The 16,283-nt window shown below is 60.9% G+C and carries 16 protein-coding genes; 5 read left to right on the top strand and 11 right to left on the bottom strand.

Going from position 1 to position 16,283, the window contains the following annotated elements; all coding sequences use genetic code 11:
- Positions 1–160 precede the first annotated feature (160 nt).
- The 3 genes from AACY02_RS01000 (at position 161) to AACY02_RS00990 (ending at position 2,191) form a co-directional block, all read left to right on the top strand.
- Complete coding sequence (locus AACY02_RS01000) at positions 161–973, top strand: HDOD domain-containing protein (RefSeq protein WP_339430498.1); 813 nt, start codon at positions 161–163, stop codon at positions 971–973.
- 12 nt (positions 974–985) lie between these two features.
- Positions 986–1,798 carry a bifunctional DNA-formamidopyrimidine glycosylase/DNA-(apurinic or apyrimidinic site) lyase gene (mutM, locus tag AACY02_RS00995; RefSeq protein WP_034153682.1) on the top strand — a complete coding sequence of 271 codons (813 nt, stop codon included), beginning with the start codon at positions 986–988 and terminating at the stop codon, positions 1,796–1,798.
- Positions 1,799–1,867: 69 nt separating this feature from the next.
- A complete protein-coding gene (locus tag AACY02_RS00990; RefSeq protein ID WP_339430369.1) occupies positions 1,868–2,191 on the top strand; it encodes a multidrug transporter in 324 nt (107 codons plus the stop codon).
- 132 nt (positions 2,192–2,323) lie between these two features.
- On the opposite strand, the gene AACY02_RS00985 is transcribed toward AACY02_RS00990, so the two are convergent.
- The 5 genes from AACY02_RS00985 to AACY02_RS00965 form a co-directional block, all read right to left on the bottom strand.
- Complete coding sequence (locus tag AACY02_RS00985; protein WP_221732411.1) at positions 2,324–2,575, bottom strand: YfhL family 4Fe-4S dicluster ferredoxin; 252 nt, start codon at positions 2,573–2,575, stop codon at positions 2,324–2,326.
- A 102-nt stretch (positions 2,576–2,677) separates the two neighbouring features.
- Complete coding sequence (gene coaD / locus AACY02_RS00980; RefSeq protein ID WP_221732410.1) at positions 2,678–3,157, bottom strand: pantetheine-phosphate adenylyltransferase; 480 nt, start codon at positions 3,155–3,157, stop codon at positions 2,678–2,680.
- 115 nt (positions 3,158–3,272) lie between these two features.
- Positions 3,273–4,868: a GMC family oxidoreductase gene (locus AACY02_RS00975; protein ID WP_339430368.1), complete on the bottom strand. Its 1,596-nt coding sequence runs from the start codon at positions 4,866–4,868 to the stop codon at positions 3,273–3,275.
- An 81-nt stretch (positions 4,869–4,949) separates the two neighbouring features.
- Positions 4,950–5,495: a twin-arginine translocation pathway signal protein gene (locus AACY02_RS00970; protein ID WP_339430367.1), complete on the bottom strand. Its 546-nt coding sequence runs from the start codon at positions 5,493–5,495 to the stop codon at positions 4,950–4,952.
- 32 nt (positions 5,496–5,527) lie between these two features.
- Complete coding sequence (locus AACY02_RS00965; RefSeq protein ID WP_339430366.1) at positions 5,528–6,958, bottom strand: coniferyl aldehyde dehydrogenase; 1,431 nt, start codon at positions 6,956–6,958, stop codon at positions 5,528–5,530.
- Positions 6,959–7,104: 146 nt separating this feature from the next.
- On the opposite strand from AACY02_RS00965, the gene AACY02_RS00960 reads away from it, so the two are divergent.
- On the top strand, positions 7,105–7,776 hold the full coding sequence (locus AACY02_RS00960; protein WP_221732406.1) for a TetR/AcrR family transcriptional regulator: 672 nt from the start codon (positions 7,105–7,107) through the stop codon (positions 7,774–7,776).
- 31 nt (positions 7,777–7,807) lie between these two features.
- Positions 7,808–8,662, top strand: coding sequence for a sulfurtransferase (locus AACY02_RS00955; protein ID WP_339430365.1), 855 nt, complete (start codon positions 7,808–7,810; stop codon positions 8,660–8,662).
- 37 nt (positions 8,663–8,699) lie between these two features.
- Here the strand turns inward: AACY02_RS00955 and AACY02_RS00950 are convergent, their stop codons facing one another.
- The 6 genes from AACY02_RS00950 to AACY02_RS00925 form a co-directional block, all read right to left on the bottom strand.
- Positions 8,700–9,707, bottom strand: coding sequence for a hydrolase (locus tag AACY02_RS00950; RefSeq protein WP_339430364.1), 1,008 nt, complete (start codon positions 9,705–9,707; stop codon positions 8,700–8,702).
- 88 nt (positions 9,708–9,795) lie between these two features.
- Entirely contained in the window at positions 9,796–11,280 is a 1,485-nt protein-coding gene (locus AACY02_RS00945) for a M16 family metallopeptidase (RefSeq protein WP_339430363.1), read from the bottom strand.
- Positions 11,277–12,617 (bottom strand): M16 family metallopeptidase, encoded by a 1,341-nt coding sequence (locus AACY02_RS00940; RefSeq protein WP_339430362.1) that lies wholly within the window; start codon positions 12,615–12,617, stop codon positions 11,277–11,279. Before AACY02_RS00940 ends, AACY02_RS00945 begins: the two co-directional genes overlap by 4 nt.
- A 113-nt stretch (positions 12,618–12,730) precedes the next feature.
- Entirely contained in the window at positions 12,731–13,333 is a 603-nt protein-coding gene (gene rsmD / locus AACY02_RS00935; RefSeq protein WP_221732401.1) for a 16S rRNA (guanine(966)-N(2))-methyltransferase RsmD, read from the bottom strand.
- The gene (locus AACY02_RS00930) at positions 13,333–14,820 is read right to left on the bottom strand and encodes a M16 family metallopeptidase (protein WP_339430361.1); all 1,488 of its coding nucleotides are present in this window, start codon (positions 14,818–14,820) and stop codon (positions 13,333–13,335) included. The genes rsmD and AACY02_RS00930 overlap by 1 nt, the downstream gene beginning before the upstream one ends.
- Positions 14,813–16,168 carry a M16 family metallopeptidase gene (locus AACY02_RS00925; protein ID WP_339430360.1) on the bottom strand — a complete coding sequence of 452 codons (1,356 nt, stop codon included), beginning with the start codon at positions 16,166–16,168 and terminating at the stop codon, positions 14,813–14,815. The genes AACY02_RS00930 and AACY02_RS00925 overlap by 8 nt, the downstream gene beginning before the upstream one ends.
- Positions 16,169–16,283 lie beyond the last annotated feature (115 nt).

Below are 16,283 nucleotides of genomic sequence, written 5' to 3'. Positions count from 1 at the left end.
AGTCCGAAGCCAGGGCTTGAATGAAAGTTCCTGACAAATGCCCACCGAGGTGTCGTCTTGCGGTTTTTAAGCGTTAGAATCGCCGCCTGTCCCAGAGTGTGTACTTATGTCCCAAGAGCTGACCACCGAACAGATTCAACAATCCCTGCAAGGCATCAGCGTGCCCGCGCAGCCGCAGATCATGGTGGATCTGCAAATGGAGCAGTACATGCCCGATCCGGACCTGGAGGTGATCGCCAGACTGATCTCCCAGGATCCCGGCCTGTCCGGCTCGCTGCTGAAAATTGTCAACTCGCCGTATTACGGCTTGAGCAACAAGATCACTTCGATCCAGCGCGCGGTGAATCTGCTGGGCAGCCGTTCGATCGTCAATCTGATCAACGCGCAGTCGATCAAGGGCGAGCTGAACGACGACACCATCGTCACGCTCAATCGTTTCTGGGATACCGCCCAGGATGTGGCGATGACTTGCCTGACGCTGGCCAAGCGCATCGGCATTCAGGCCAGTGACGAGGCCTATGCCTTGGGCCTGTTTCACGATTGCGGTGTGCCGTTGATGCTGCAGCGCTTCCCCCATTACATGTCGGTACTGGAAAAGGCTTACGCCAATGCCAGTGCCGAATGTCGGGTGGTGGACACTGAAAACAGAGAGTTCAACACCAATCATGCGGTGGTCGGTTATTACACCGCCAAATCCTGGCGTCTGCCGGAGCATGTCAGCGCGTCAATCGCCAATCACCACAATGCCTTGGCGATCTTCAGGGATGAGTCGTCGCACGACAATCAGATGAAAAACCTGCTGGCGATCCTCAAGATGGCCGAGCACATCTGCGCTTCGTACCGGGTGCTGGGCAACCAGACCGAAGACTACGAGTGGGAAAGCATCGGTCCGATGATTCTCGATTACATGGGGCTGTCGGACTACGACTTCGAAACGCTCAAACAAACGATCCGCGACCTCGGCGCGCGTTGATTCGAGGACACCATGCCTGAACTGCCCGAAGTCGAAACCACCCGCCGGGGCATTGCCCCGCACCTGGAGGGCCAGCGCGTCAGCCGGGTGATCGTGCGTGACCGCCGGCTGCGCTGGCCGATTCCCGAAGACCTCGATGTGCGCCTGTCCGGGCAGCGCATCGTGTTGGTCGAGCGGCGGGCCAAGTATCTGCTGATCAATGCCGAAGTCGGCACGTTGATCAGCCATTTGGGCATGTCAGGCAATTTGCGCCTGGTCGAGGTCGGTTTGCCGGCGCTCAAGCACGAGCATGTCGATATCGAGCTGGAGTCGGGCCTGGCCTTGCGCTACACCGATCCACGGCGTTTCGGCGCGATGCTGTGGAGCAACGATCCGCTCAATCACGAGTTGCTGATTCGTCTCGGGCCTGAGCCCTTGACCGATCTGTTCGATGGCGAGCGGCTGTTCCAGTTGTCACGCGGGCGTTCGATGGCGGTCAAGCCGTTCATCATGGACAACGCGGTGGTGGTCGGGGTCGGCAATATTTACGCGACCGAAGCGCTGTTTGCCGCAGGGATCGACCCGCGCCGCGAGGCCGGTGGCATATCCCGTGGGCGTTATCTGAAACTGGCGATCGAGATCAAACGCATCCTCGCCGCCGCCATCGAACGTGGCGGTACCACGTTGCGCGATTTCATCGGCGGTGACGGGCAGCCGGGCTATTTCCAGCAGGAACTGTTTGTCTATGGTCGCGGCGGTGAACACTGCAAGGTCTGCGGCACCGGGCTGCGTGAAGTGAAGCTTGGTCAGCGTGCCAGTGTTTTCTGTCCGCGCTGCCAGACCTGAAGCAGGAAGCTGAAAAAATCCCACGGTCTATAGTGAGTTGTCTCACTGTTCAGCCCGAAGGATCGTGCCATGAAATCCTTGCAAGTGCTCCTTGTCGCATTGCTGCTGTGTTCCAGCCTGGCTGTTCAAGCCACGGAAAACGGCAGCGGTGATCCGCGCTACACCCTCCAGAACCCACCGGCCTACGCCATGATCGGCGACTTGCTGATTGCCCGACCTTTGTTGGTCGTGGCGACGGTCATCGGGGCGGGCGTGTTTGTTGTGTCGTTGCCGTTTACCGCGCTGGGTGGCGGGATAGGCGATGCAGGGCAGGCGTTGGTGGTTGATCCGGCAAAAGCGGCGTTTGTGCGGTGTCTGGGGTGTACGGGGGAGGGGTTTGAGCAGCGCGAGTGAGGTGTTCTGAATTCGGCGCGGTTGTTGATGGTCCTTTCGCGAGCAAGCCCGCTCTCACCTTTGGAATGCATTCCAGTGCGGGAGCGGGCTAGCTCGCGAAGAGGCCCGAAGAAACGCTACAAAGCGGTCAGATCAGGCCTTGCCGGTGATCTTGTTGTACTTCTCCATCAACTGTTCTTGAGTTTCAGGATGGGCTTCGTCCAGTGGAATGCAATCCACCGGGCAAACCTGCTGGCACTGCGGTTCGTCGTAGTGGCCGACGCACTGGGTGCACAGGTTCGGGTCGATCACGTAGATCTCCTCGCCTTGGGAAATCGCGGCGTTTGGGCACTCGGGTTCGCAGACGTCGCAGTTGATGCAATCGTCGGTGATGATCAGGGACATGCTCACTCCAGCCGGGGCGGCAGGCCCGGGCGCTATAAATCAATGCGCGCAATTGTGCCGCATTGGCGCCCGCAGTGCACGCGGGCGCCGTTTGAACGGTCGTTACTTCTTGAAGCGCAGGGTCAGGGCGTCTGCCACGGCTGGGTGGACGAACTTGCTGATATCGCCGCCCAACGCGGCGATTTCGCGCACCAGCGTCGAAGAAATGAATGAATAACGCTCGGACGGGGTGAGAAACAGGCTCTCCACATCCGGGGCCAATTGACGGTTCATGTTGGCCAGCTGGAATTCGTATTCGAAGTCCGACACCGCACGCAAACCACGCAGGAACACATTGGCGTTCTTCTCTTTGGCGAAATGCGCCAGCAACGTCGAGAAGCCGACCACTTCTACGTTCGGCAGGTGTTTGGTGACCTCGCGAGCCAGTTCGACCCGTTGTTCCAGCGGGAACAGCGGGTTCTTCTTCGGGCTGGCAGCGACAGCAATGATCACATGGTCGAACAGGCGCGAGGCGCGTTCGACCAGATCGCCATGGCCCTTGGTAATAGGGTCGAAGGTACCTGGGTACAACACTCGGTTCATCGCGTCGTCCTGGCGGGAGTCCGTTGGGGAGTCGGATGGTATCGCAGCCGTCCCGGTCGGCCAAGTCGCCTGTTGGGTAAGAAAGCACTATAGACGATGGGAATGATCCGGTTTTTCATGGGTTTTTCAGTCGATCGGCGAGGGACGTCGCCAATTGTGCCGTCAGCCCGTATACCGACAACTGCGGGTTGGCGCCGATGCTGGTGGGGAACAGCGAGCCGTCGTGAATCGACAGATTGGTGAGCTGATGATGACGGCCAAGGCTATCGGCGACGGCGGTTTTCGGCTCTTCGCCCATCGCACAGCCGCCCATGACGTGGGCGCTGCCCAACCGTGTGCGATACAACTCAAGGCGCAAGCCATCGATCAACGTACGGGCCTCGGCCAGGGTCTTCACATAACGCGCGTCGGCGTGCATCGGCATCACCGCTTTGGCGCCCCCGGCGAACTGGATCTCGGCCATGCTGTGGAAGGCCCGGCGCAACCCCTCCCAGGCATAGGGCGAAACTTGATAGTCGAGCACTGGCGAGCCGTCGCCCCGCAGCTCTACGTTGCCGCCGCTGCTGTCGGGGTGAAACCCATCGCGAAGCAGCGCCAGCGTGACGTGGGTATGTGGCAGATCGGCCATGCGCTGCGCGTTGTCCTGACCAAAACCGCCGAGCAGGGTGGCCGCGAGCGCCGGTTGCAGCGGCGGCACTTCGAGTTTGTAGCCCATGGGGCCGGTGACGCCGTCCTTCCACTGGAAATGGTCGGAATAAATCGACTGCGGCGCGCCGTAGAACGGGTTGATGACGTCATCGAAGCGCCCGGCGGACATGTTCACCAAATGCAGGAATGTGCGTTTGCCCAAGGTTTTGTGTGGGTCTGGCGCGTCTGAACGCAGCAGCAGCGCCGGACTGTTGATGCCGCCGCCGGCGAGCACGTAATGCCGTGCCTTGACCGTGATGGAGCGCCCGGTCGGTTCGACGCAACGCTCGTCCATGGCGACGCATTGCAGGGCGAAAACCTTGTCGCCGGTGATCAACAGCTTTTGCACGCGGGCCAGATAAAGCAGCTCTCCGCCCTTTTCCAGGGTGGCCGGAATGGTCGTGACCATCATCGATTGCTTGGCGTTGGTCGGGCAGCCCATGCCGCAGTAACCGAGGTTCCAGCAGCCGCGCACGTTGCGTGGAATAACGTGCCAGCTATAACCGAGCTGTTCACAGCCTTTACGGATCACGTCGTTGTTGGCGTTGGGCGGAATCAGCCACGGAGCGACGCCGAGACGCTGTTCCATTTTTTCGAACCATGGCGCCATCTCGGCCGGACTGTGGCCTTTGACGCTGTGTTCTTTGGCCCAATGTTCGAGGGTCGGTTCTGGGGTGCGAAAGCTCGATGTCCAGTTGATCAGCGTGGTACCGCCGACCGCCCGGCCTTGCAGGATAGTGATCGCGCCGTCCTTGCTCATGCGGCCAATGCCTTCCTGATAGAGGCTGCTGTAGGCCTTGTCTTCAAGCATTTTGAAATCGGAACTGGTTTTCAGCGGGCCTTCTTCGATCAGCAACACTTTATAGCCGGCGGCGCTGAGGATTTCTGCCGTGGTACCACCGCCAGCGCCGCTGCCGATGATCGCGACATCGGTTTCGAGGGTCAGGTCGTCCGTGAGTTGTGCGCCGTTGTAGGTTTTCCAGCCTCGGGCGAGGCCTTCGCGGAACGGGTCGGGTACTGGCATGTTCAGGCTCTCTTGTTTTTGTTGTTCCAGCGGGCCCCTTCGCGAGCAACCTCGCTTGCCCGCGAAGGGCGCGTCTTGGGTTCAGACAGTCGGCGGGCCGGGATAACCGCAATGCGCCCAGGACTCGGCGCGGGTGTACCAGGCCATCATCACCATTTGCTGAAGCGAGCTGTGGCCCATGCGCAACAGGCTCAACGCGCTGTTTTTCCACCGGTCGAGGAAGTGGCGCATTGCTTCAGGGCTGGCGTTTTCCCAACTGCCCCAGATGCCGGTGAGGGGCCCGCGCGTCACGGCCATGCCCAGCACGTCGAACAACTGCCGGGTGAGCTTGAGCATTTCCGGCGACAGGTGATCGAGGCTGTAGTCCAGCGACTGGAGCGTGCCGTCGACCGCGCCGGGCATCTTCTCGACGGCCACGGCGCCGTCGAGCATTACCGGAATCAATGCGCGCAGAAACAAGAGATCGCCATCGCGCAAAACAGTGAAACCCTGGGCCGGGACGCTCGACGAACAACCACTGAGGCTGGCGCCGAGCCCGGCAGTGGCGAGAAACGCGGTGGCGCCGAGGCTGAATTTCAGCAGGCCACGGCGCGACAGGGCAGGTGTTTCAGTCAGGCTTGGGTGCATTGTTTTTATTACCCGGCGGCGATGACGAATGATTAGCGGATGAACAGCTTCTGAATCAGTTTCTGAATGGATTTTCCGTACGGTGGGTAAATCAGTCTGGCGGCGTTGAAACGCTGTTTGATCAGTACGCCTTTGGCTTTGCTGAACGTCAGAAAGCCTTCGCGACCGTGGTAGTGACCCATGCCCGAAGCGCCGATGCCGCCGAATGGCATGTCATCCTGAGCCACATGCAGCAAGGTATCGTTCAGGCACACACCACCCGAATGGGTTTCGTGCAGCACGCGGTTCTGTTCGCGTTTGTCGTAGCCAAAGTAGTAAAGAGCCAGAGGTCGTGGCCGCTGATTGATGTAAGCCAATGCCTGCTCCAGATCCTGATACGGCACGATCGGCAGCAACGGCCCGAAAATTTCGTCCTGCATCACGGTCATCTCGTCGCTGACATTGAGCAGCACGCTGTGTGGCATGCGGCGACCCTGGCCTTGGTCGAACAACGGAATCAACAGGGCGCCCTTGCTGGTGGCATCGCTGATGTATCCGTTGAGCCGCGCCAATTGGCGATCGTTGATGATTGCGGTGTAGTCCGGGTTGTCGGCGAGGGTTGGATAAAAGCCCTGCACGGCCTGGCGATAGGCTTCGACGAACGCGCCGACGCGGTCTTGCGGCACCAGCACGTAATCCGGGGCCACGCAGGTCTGGCCGGCGTTGAGGGTTTTGCCGAAGGCAATGCGTTCGGCCGCATCCTTCAACGGTACGTCACGGGAGACAATGGCCGGGGACTTGCCGCCCAGTTCCAGGGTGACCGGGGTGAGGTTTTGCGCTGCCGCGCGCATCACCTGCTTGCCGATGCTGGTGGCGCCGGTAAACAGCAGATGATCAAAGCGCAAACGGGAAAACGCCACGCCGATATCTGCTTCGCCGAGCACCACGCACACCAGATCCTCGGGGAAGATTCGCGCCAGCAATGCCTTGAGCAACAGCCCGGTGGCCGGCGTCGATTCGCTGAGTTTGAGCATCACCCGGTTGCCCGCCGCCAGTGCGCCGACCAACGGGCCGATGGCCAGATACAGCGGGTAATTCCACGGCACGATGACGCCAATCACGCCCAGCGGCTGATACACGACTTTCGCCGAGGCGGGCTGGAAGGCCAGGCCGACCTTGCGCCGCGAGGCTTTCATCCAGCCCTTGAGGTGGCGGCTGGCGTAGTGAATGCCGTGCAGGCTGGGCATCAATTCGGCCAGCAGGGTCTCGTCGGCGCTGCGGTGGCTGAAGTCGGCACTGATCGCCTCGATCAAGGCCTGACGTTCATCGCTCAGCACATCGCGCAGGGCCTTGAGCCATTGCTGGCGCTGGGCAGCAGGCGGCATCGGGTTGGCGGCATACGCGGCCCGTTGCGCGTTGAACTGCCGATCAAGCGCTTCCAGTGGCTGTTGCAGCGTTTGCAGGTAGGCTATATCGGCAGTCATAGTGGGCTCCGGAATTATTGTAATGGGGCAATTTTTAGAGCCTATACTCTAGAAAGTCAAATGGCTTCCTTGTGCAGCTTTGTTTTATCCATTTCCGGATAGGTCGTAAGATGCCCGTCACCGCACTCTGAATTAAAGCTCAAGCCATGGCCCCACGAATAAAAACCAGCGAGCGTATCGTGCTGAACAGCCTCGAACTGTTCAATCAACAGGGCGAGCGCAGCATCAGCACCAATCATATTGCTGCTCACATGGAGATTTCTCCGGGCAACCTGTACTACCACTTCCCCAACAAGCAGGCGATCATCGCCGTGTTGTTCAGTGAGTACGAAAGCCTTGTGGACAGCTTCCTGCGCCCACCTCAGGGACGCGCCGCGACGGTCGAAGACAAGCGCTTCTATCTCAAGGAGCTGCTGTCGGCGATGTGGCGTTACCGTTTTCTGCACCGCGATCTTGAGCATTTGCTCGACAGCGATCCGGAACTGGCGGCCCGTTATCGACGCTTTTCCCAGCGCTGCGTGATTCAAGGCGCGGCGATCTACGAGGGTTTCGTTGCCGCCGGGATCCTCGACATGGACCGTGTGCAGATTGAATCGCTGACCCTCAATGCCTGGATCATCCTGACGTCCTGGGTACGCTTTCTGTGCACCACCCGTGAGAACTCCAACCACCTCAGCGAGCAAGCCATCAAACGTGGCGTGTATCAGGTGTTGGTGCTGGAAGCCGGGTTTGTCACCGAGCAGGCGCGCGATCAGGTCAATGCGCTGTTCGAAGAATTCTACGTACCGCTGGCCCAGGCCCTTGAGGACGTGAAGTAAACCGTTCTGTCGAATTCCACAGGAGCCCGTTATGTCGATTGCGCAACTGATCAGCCCTACCGCACTGGATGTCCGCAAGGAGCAGCCGGGGCTGGTGATTCTCGATTGTCGTTTTGCCCTCGATGACCCGGACTACGGTCAGCGCAGCTACGCCGAGGGGCACATTGCCGGAGCGAGTTTCGCCGATCTTGAGCGTGACCTCAGCGGCAAAGTGGTCAAGGGTGTGACGGGCCGGCATCCGTTGCCTGCGCCTGCGGCGCTGGTCGAGCGTCTGCAAGCCTGGGGCATCAACGCTGACAGCGACGTGGTTTTGTACGACGACGGCCCGGGTGCCTATGCGGCCCGAGCGTGGTGGTTGCTGGCGTGGCTGGGCAAGCGTGATGGCGTGTTCATTCTCGATGGCGGGCTCAAGGCCTGGCACGCGGCGGGTCTGCCGCTGAGCCTGAATGCACCGACCACTGTCCGTGGCAGTTTCAGCGGCCAGCCGGACACGACCTTGCTGCTCAGCGCCGAGCAATTGCAGCAGCGGCTCGGTCAACCGACGCTGACCCTTCTTGACGCCCGGGCCTTGCCGCGTTTCAAGGGTGAAGTCGAGCCTATCGACCCGATTGCCGGGCACATTCCCGGCGCGCAATGTGCGGCGTTTACCGACAACCTGGGTGGTGACGGTCGATTCCTGCCGGCCGATCAACTCAAGCAGCGCTTTGCCGCCAGACTTGGCGAGCGTTCGCCGTCGGCACTGGTCGCGTATTGCGGCTCGGGCGTGACGGCGTGTCACAACCTGTTCGCGCTGTGCCTGGCGGGTTATCCGTTGGGGGCGTTGTATGCCGGTTCGTGGAGCGAGTGGATCAACGAGCCTTCGCGTGGAATCGCTACCGGCGAGTAATTACCACGCCCTTCCTTGTGGGGGCGAGCCTGATCAATCATGACGTCAGGCCCGCCAGCCACTGCGGGATGCGCCTTTCCAGATAATAGCCGGGCTGGCGCAACGAGCCCTCGACGAATCCGACGTGACCGCCGCGAGCCAGCAATTGGAATTCAGTCGTCGCCGACAGTTCACTGGCTTGCGGCAGGCTGTGCGGGAACACGAACGGATCGTCCGCCGCTTGAATGATCAGGGTCGGTGTGCGGATCTCGCCGAGAAAGTAACGGCTCGACGCGCGGCGATAGTAATCCTCGGCATCGGTGAACCCGTGCAGTGGCGCGGTCACCCGGCCATCGAAATCCCAGAACGTGCGCATGTTTTCCAGCGAGCCGAGCGCCGCCAGTGCGGCCATACCGTCCTCGCGTCCGTCGTGCTGGAATTGCCTTTGCTTGTTCTTGATGTAGGCGACCATCTCGCGCATGAAGTGCGCCTGATAGACCCTGGAAAAACCCTGGCCGATACGATCGGCGCATTGGTCGAGGCGAAACGGCACCGACACGGCCACCGCACCACACACACCGCTGGTGTTGCCGGTTTCCCCGAGGTGCTTGAGCAACACATTGCCGCCCAGGGAATAACCGACCGCATACAGCGGCGCCAGTGGTCGTTTGGCGCGCAGGTGCCGAATGGTTTCGGCGAGGTCCTCGCTGGCACCGGAGTGGTAACTGCGCGGCAGCAGATTCGGTTCGCCTGAGCAGCCGCGCCAGTTCAGGGCGACACTGGCCCAGCCTTGCGCGGCGAGCGCGGCTTGAAGGCCGGCAACGTATGGCGAGTTCGAGGAACCGGTCAGCCCGTGCAGCACCAATACCAACGGAGCTTTGGCACTGTGAGGGCCGTGCCAGTCGAGGTCGAGGAAATCGCCATCTTCAAGCCACAGGCGTTCACGCTGGCGATCAAGATGAACGGTTTTACGCCACAACGGACCCCACAGGGTTTGCAGGTGTGGATTGCCCAGGCCAAAGGCCGGACTGAAACGAAGGGCGGGGGAAGGGGAACGTGGTTGCACGGCAAATCTCGACTAGGTCTTGCGCAAAGCAGCAGACGCCGGTCGTCTGCTGCTTTTCAATTTAAAACCTAACTTGCCACAAAGCCTGCTACGGCGCGACACATGCACTGGAAGATGTGCCGGGCGGTGTGGCCGGTGGTGCAGGCAACGGCTGCTGATCGACGGTTGCACCGATCGTCACCACGCGCCACTGATCGGCAGCCAGGTGTCGGTTCAGCGCCTCTTTGATTTGCTTGAGCGTCAGGCGTTGCACCTGCTGGGCGATGTAATCGATGTCGAGTGGCAGATCATGGCGATTGATGTCCACCAATTGCTTGAGTATTTGTTTGTTGCTGGCGCTGTCCAGGGCGACCATGTTGGTCACTCTAAGCTTGATCTGGTCGAGCTCTTGTTGCGTCGGCCCGTCGCGCAGATAGTCGCGGAACATTGATCGGGTCAACGCCAGAATGCCTGCGCTCAATGACGGGCTGACTTGCAGGGAAATTGTCATCAAGCCCGCGCTGGCCCAGTGACTGTTTTGTGAATGCACGTCGTACACCAACCCGCGCCTTTCCCGTAGTTCGTTCATCAGTCGGCTGTTTGCCGTGCCACCAAAAATCAGGTTGGCCGCGTACAGCGCGGCATAGTCCGGATGCTGGCGCGACACACCGAGCTGGCCCAGTATCAACGAGGTCTGGGTCAGTGGCTGCTCCTCATGGAAGGTCCGTTTGGTGCCCAGCGGTCTTAGCGCAGGCATCGGCGTAGCCCCCGTGCCCGCAGGCATGACCGGTAATGCGTGGCTGACTTGCAGGCTGATGGCTTTTGCCTGGTCCAGCGTCAGGTCACCGACCAGGGTGATCTGTGCATGACTGGCGCCGTAGAAGCGTTGGTGGAAGTCTTTGACTGCCTGGCGGCTCAGCGACTGCAAGCCTTGATCCGTGCCATAGAACGGCAGCGAATAGGGGCTGCCCGGGGCAAGCAATGCCTTGACCGACTGCTCGGATGAATTGCCTGCCTGCTCCGACCTGAACAGGAGGTGGTCACGCAGTTCGTTTTTTACCCTCTGCAAGGCCTCGTCGGTCAGCAACGGTTCGCCGAGTATCTGAGTAAACAGGTGCAGTGCCGGGGTGCTTTTTTGAGCATCGCTCAAGCTGCGCAACACCAGGTTGGCACGTTCGTGATCGATCGTCATTTCGAGCTGCGCACCGAGGCCGTCGAAGGTTTCGACGATGGCAGGCAAGTCTTTGCCTGGCACGCCTTCGTTAAGCATGCCAAACGTGGCGGCGGCGAGCCCCGGCGTGCCGCCGTCCCGCGCACTGCCCGCCGCGAAGCTGACATGCAGATCGAACATCGGTAATGCCGTGGTGCGGATGAACAACACCTTGGTGCCGGTCAGGGTCTTCCAGCCCTTGATGGACAGCCCCCGTGGCGTGGCCGGATCAGAAACCGGCACCCGGAGAGACTCCAGGCGTGGCGCGGGGAAGTTTGCCGGCGCAACAATCGAAGTGTCTGCAAACGTTCGGGCGCCGCACAGACAGGCGATCAGGCCGAGACCTGACAATGCGACCCAGGTAGGCCAACGGTAGTCGTTCATGGGCGGGTCTCCTTGAACACATGCGCAACACTCAGGCGTTCGCGGGTCAAAAAGGTCATGGCGGCCTGCTGTATATCAGTGGGTGTCACCTGTGCCAGCTCGTCCGCATCCTGATCCAGCAACTGCCAGGGTTGGCCGATACTCTGCAATGCGGCTAACCCCTGGGCCTGCTCTACGATGGAGTCTTGCGCGTAGATCTGCCGGGCAATCAACTGAGTGCGGGCACGTTCCAGCTCATCGGCGGCTGGCGGGCTGGTTCGCAATTCTTCGATCATTTGCCAGACTCGCTGTTCGGCAGCCTCAAGATCGTCAGGGTGGGCGCTGGCAAGATTGGCGGTCAGCAATAGCAGGCTGTCACCGCGTGTGAGGGTGTCGTAAGAGGTTGCCACCTCGCTGAACAACTGCTCGGTAAATTGCAGGCGCTTTTGCAGGCGTGCACTGTTGGCACCGCCCAGCAATGTGTCGATCAGGCGCAGAGCGTGCACGGTTCGCCGATTTTCGGCGGTGACCAACCCCGGCACATTAAAGGTCATGATCAGTTGGGGGGCGGGGACGGGCAGATGCAGGATCAGTCTGCGCTCGCCGGGCTGTTTCAGCTCCGTGGGCCTTAACGCGCCCGGAACGGCTCTTGCTTGCAGATGGCCAAAGTAACGCTGCGCCAACTGCTTGACCTGATCGAGCGTCACGTCACCGACAACGACCAGCGTGGCGTTGCCGGGCGCATAGCGGGTTTCATACCAATGGCGCAGATCGCTGGCATTGAGTTGGTTCAGGTCATGCATCCAGCCAATAGTCGGCGTGCGATAGCTGCTGGCCAAATGCGTCACGGCGGTGAGACGCTCAAGTGCCAGGCCGCTGGGGTCGTCTTCGGTTCGCGAACGCCGTTCTTCGCGAATCACCGCCAGTTCCGGGGTCAGGTCTTCATCGCGCAGGTGTGCAGTTGACATCAGATCGGCCATCAGCTCGAACGCAACCCCCAGGTACCTGGGGGTCAGGGTTTGGTGATAGGCGGTGACATCTTTGCTGGTGAAAGCGTTTTCCCGGGCGCCGAGCGATTGCAGAATCGCCGTGGCCTCGCCGGCGCAAGTCTTGCTGCTGCCTTTGTAGAGCATGTGTTCGAGCGTGTGGGAGAGCCCGCTCTGGCCCGGTGCTTCGTCGGCGGAACCGACCTTGAACCAGAGTTGTGAGGTCACCAGCGGCGCGCGATGATCTTCGCGCACGAGCACCTTAAGGCCATTGTCCAGAGTGAAGTGGTGAGTCGGTGGGGGCGGGGCGGCCAGGGACATCAGGGGCGCCAGGCAAAGAAAGAGCAGCATCCGGCTGCAAAATGTGTCCATACGTGAATCGTCCTCAGTGGTTAACGCAGATTGCGGCAACCACTGTGGCGAGATTCGGAGGGGGCTGTGCGGTATCTATTTATCGCAGATCAGCTAACGCATGTTGCTTGTGATCAGGCGCTGCGTTGCCACAGCGCGTAATAGACACGGCCGGATTTCTGCTCGCGGTGCAGACGCCAGTTGGCCGGCAGGCCGAGGGTCGACGGCGCCGTTTCGCTTTCGGTGTACACCCAGGCGTCGTCGGCCAGCCACTGACGCTCTTCCAGCAGCGTGCAGACGGCGGGCAGCAGGTTCTGATTGAACGGCGGGTCGAGGAATACCAGGTCGAAAGCGCTGGCGGTCTGGGTTTCCAGATAACGCAGGGCGTCGGCCGTCTGCACCTGTCCGTTGGTGCAGCGCAGGGTGCCGAGGTGTTCCTTGAGGCTGGATACCGCGATATTGCTCGCATCCAGCGCCTGCCCCATGGCGGCGCCACGGGACAGGGCTTCGAGAAACAGCGCACCACTGCCGGCGAACGGGTCGAGGACCTTGGCCCCCTCCACATAGGGCGCCAGCCAGTTGAACAGCGTTTCACGCACGCGATCCGGCGTCGGGCGCAGGCCTGGCGCGTCGGGAAAGCTCAGCTTGCGGCTGCGCCACTGGCCGCCAATGATGCGTAGCTGGTTCACGCCGTTGTGGACGTTGTGGGCGGGTTTTTTAGGTGCTCGAGTCGCCATTAATGCTCCGGAACCCCGAGCGGTTGCTCGGCAGGTTTATCAGAAGGGGCCGGTAACGGCTTTTGCGGCACGGTCGGGCCAGCGGTGACGATGACCATTTTATCCGTGCTCAGGTGTTTGTTCAGGGCGTCGCGCACTTGCTCCACCGTCAGGCTCTGCGACTGACGCATGAAGTCGTCCAGATAGCTCAGCGGCAGATTATAGAAGCCCATCGCGCCAAGTTGGCCGACGATATCGGCATTGCTCGCGGTAGACAGCGGGAAGCTGCCGGCCAGTTCGCGTTTGGCGTCGTCGAGCTCTTTCTGGGTCGGGCCGGTTTTCAGATAGTCGGCGAGGACGTCCTGCACCAGTTTCAGGGTGCCCTCGCTCATTTCTGCGCGGGTCTGCAGGTTGATCATGAACGGGCCACGGGCCTGCATCGGGCTGAAACCCGAGTAGACGCCATAAGTCAGGCCACGTTTCTCGCGGACTTCACTCATCAATCGAGTACCGAAACCACCCCCACCGAGGATCTGATTGCCCATCGACAGCGCCGCGTAGTCCGGATCGTCACGGTCGATGCCCAGTTGCGCGAGCATCAGGTTGGTTTGTTTGGACGGGAACTCGATGTGGCTGATGCTGGCCTTCGGTTCCTGCGGCTGAGCGATTTTCGCCAGCGCCGGGCCTTTGGGCAGGGCGGCGCTAACCTGATTGGCAATGGCCTCGGCGTCAGCGCGGGACAAGTCCCCGACCAGCGCGATCACCACGTTGCCAGCGGCGTAGGCCTTGGCATGGAATTCACGCAATTGCGCGAGGGTGATCTGCGGGACGCTCTGCGCATTGCCGTCGCTCGAATGAGCGTACGGGTGATCGCCGTATAGACGCTTCATCAGTTCCAGGCTGGCGAGTTTGCCGGGGTTCTGTTTCTGGTACTCGAAACCGGCCAGCATCTGGTTTTTGATGCGCGCGAACGAGTCGGCAGGGAAGGTCGGCTTGCCCACCACTTGCGAGAACAGCTTCAGGGCCGGCTCGCGCTTGTCGGCAGCACTCAGGCTGCGCAGCGAGGCCAGCGCCATGTCCTTGAAGGCGCCGTTGCCGAAATCAGCCCCCAGCCCTTCAAAGCCTTGCGCAATGGCGCCGACGTCCTTGCCGGCGACACCTTCGTTGAGCATGGCGTTGGTCAGCACCGCCAAACCCGGTGTGTTGCCGTCCTGGCTGCTGCCAGCGGCGAAGATCAGGCGCATGTCGAACATCGGCAGTTCATGCGCCTCGACGAACAGAACCTTGGCACCTTCGGCAGTGTTCCAGGTTTGCACGTCGAGTTTGCGGCTGGCCGGGGCTTTGCCGTCGAGTTCGGTCAGCGATTGCAGCTTTTGGCTGGTCCTGGCCTTGTCCAGCGCTTCGCTGGCGTCGGTTTTAGCGCCGGGCGTCAGGACAAACGCCGCAGAGCCGATTACCGCGATGGCGATCAGACCGAGCAACAGGCGTGGGGGTTTACGCTCACTCATGAGTCGTCTCCAGAGGCAGGACGTGGGCGACGCTGAGACGTTCGCGGGTGAAATACAGCTTGGCGGCGTTCTGGATGTCTTGCGGGGTCACGCTTTCCAGGTCGGCGAGTTCAGTGTCCATCAGTTTCCACGACAGACCGACCGTCTCAAGCTGGCCGATGGCGGTGGCCTGGCTGGTGATCGAATCCCGCTCGTAGACCAGACCGGCAATCACTTGCGCACGTACGCGTTCCAGTTCTTCGACGGTCGGCGCGGTGGTTTTCAGTTGTTCCAGCAGTTTCCAGAGACCGGCCTCGGCTTGGGCGATGGTTTTTTTCTTCTGGGTGTTCGGCGTGGCCGACAGGGTGAACAGGCTGTCGCCACGGGTGTAGGCGTCGTAGCTCGACGACCCGCCGGACACCAATTCTTCGCCACGCTCCAGTTGCGTTGGAATGCGCCCACTGTAACCGCCGTCAAGCAGCGCCGAGATCAGGCGCAGGGCATTGACCGAGCGTTTGTCTTCAGTCGTGGCGATGCTTGGCACGTTGAAGCCGAGCATCAGGCTAGGCAGTTGGGTCTGCACATGCAGGGTGATCTGGCGTTCGCCGGGTTCTGCCAGTTCCAGCGGTTTTTTCGCCGGTGGCACGTCGCGCCTGGCGATTGGCCCGAAGTAGCGCTGGGCGAGGGTTTTCACTTCGTCAGGGGTGACGTCACCGACCACCACCAGCGTGGCGTTGTTCGGCACGTACCAGGATTGATACCAGTGACGCAGCTCTTCGACCTTCATCCGGTCCAGATCAGCCATCCAGCCGATGGTCGGCGTGTGATAACCGCTGGCCGGGTAAGCCATCGCCTTGTAGCGCTCGTAAGCCTTGGACATCGGCTTGTCATCGGTGCGCAGGCGGCGCTCCTCCTTGATGACTTCGATTTCCTTGGCGAACTCGTCGGCCGGCAGGCGCAAGTTGGCCATGCGGTCAGCTTCCAGCTCAAAGGCGACGCCCAGACGATCGCGGGCCAGCACTTGGTAATAAGCGGTGAAGTCGTCGCTGGTGAACGCGTTCTCTTCGGCGCCGAGGTCGCGCAGGATCAGCGAGGCTTCGCCGGGGCCGACTTTCTCACTGCCCTTGAACATCATGTGCTCAAGGGCGTGGGACAGACCGGTCTGGCCCGGGGTTTCGTAGCTGGAACCGACCTTGTACCAGACCTGCGAGACCACTACTGGCGCGCGATGGTCTTCGCGAACGACGACCTTGAGGCCGTTGTCGAGGGTGAATTCGTGGGTCGGTTGCGGGTCGGCCGCCAGGGCCGAAAGAGGCAGGCAGACTGTGCTGAGCAGCAGGCCAGCAGCGCGGCGGGCTAGAGCATTCATTCGTTTTTTAACCTGTTGGGCTGCCCGCTTGGTCTTAGCCTAGGCGGGCGAGGAGGTGCTAGGATACTGATCCGTTTTACCGGCGACCACGCCTATCAGGTTTTCAGGCCTGATC

Source organism: Pseudomonas sp. EA_65y_Pfl2_P78, from assembly GCF_963970495.1.
GTDB lineage: Bacteria > Pseudomonadota > Gammaproteobacteria > Pseudomonadales > Pseudomonadaceae > Aquipseudomonas > Aquipseudomonas baetica_A.
This window is presented reverse-complemented; position numbering and strand designations above follow the sequence as displayed.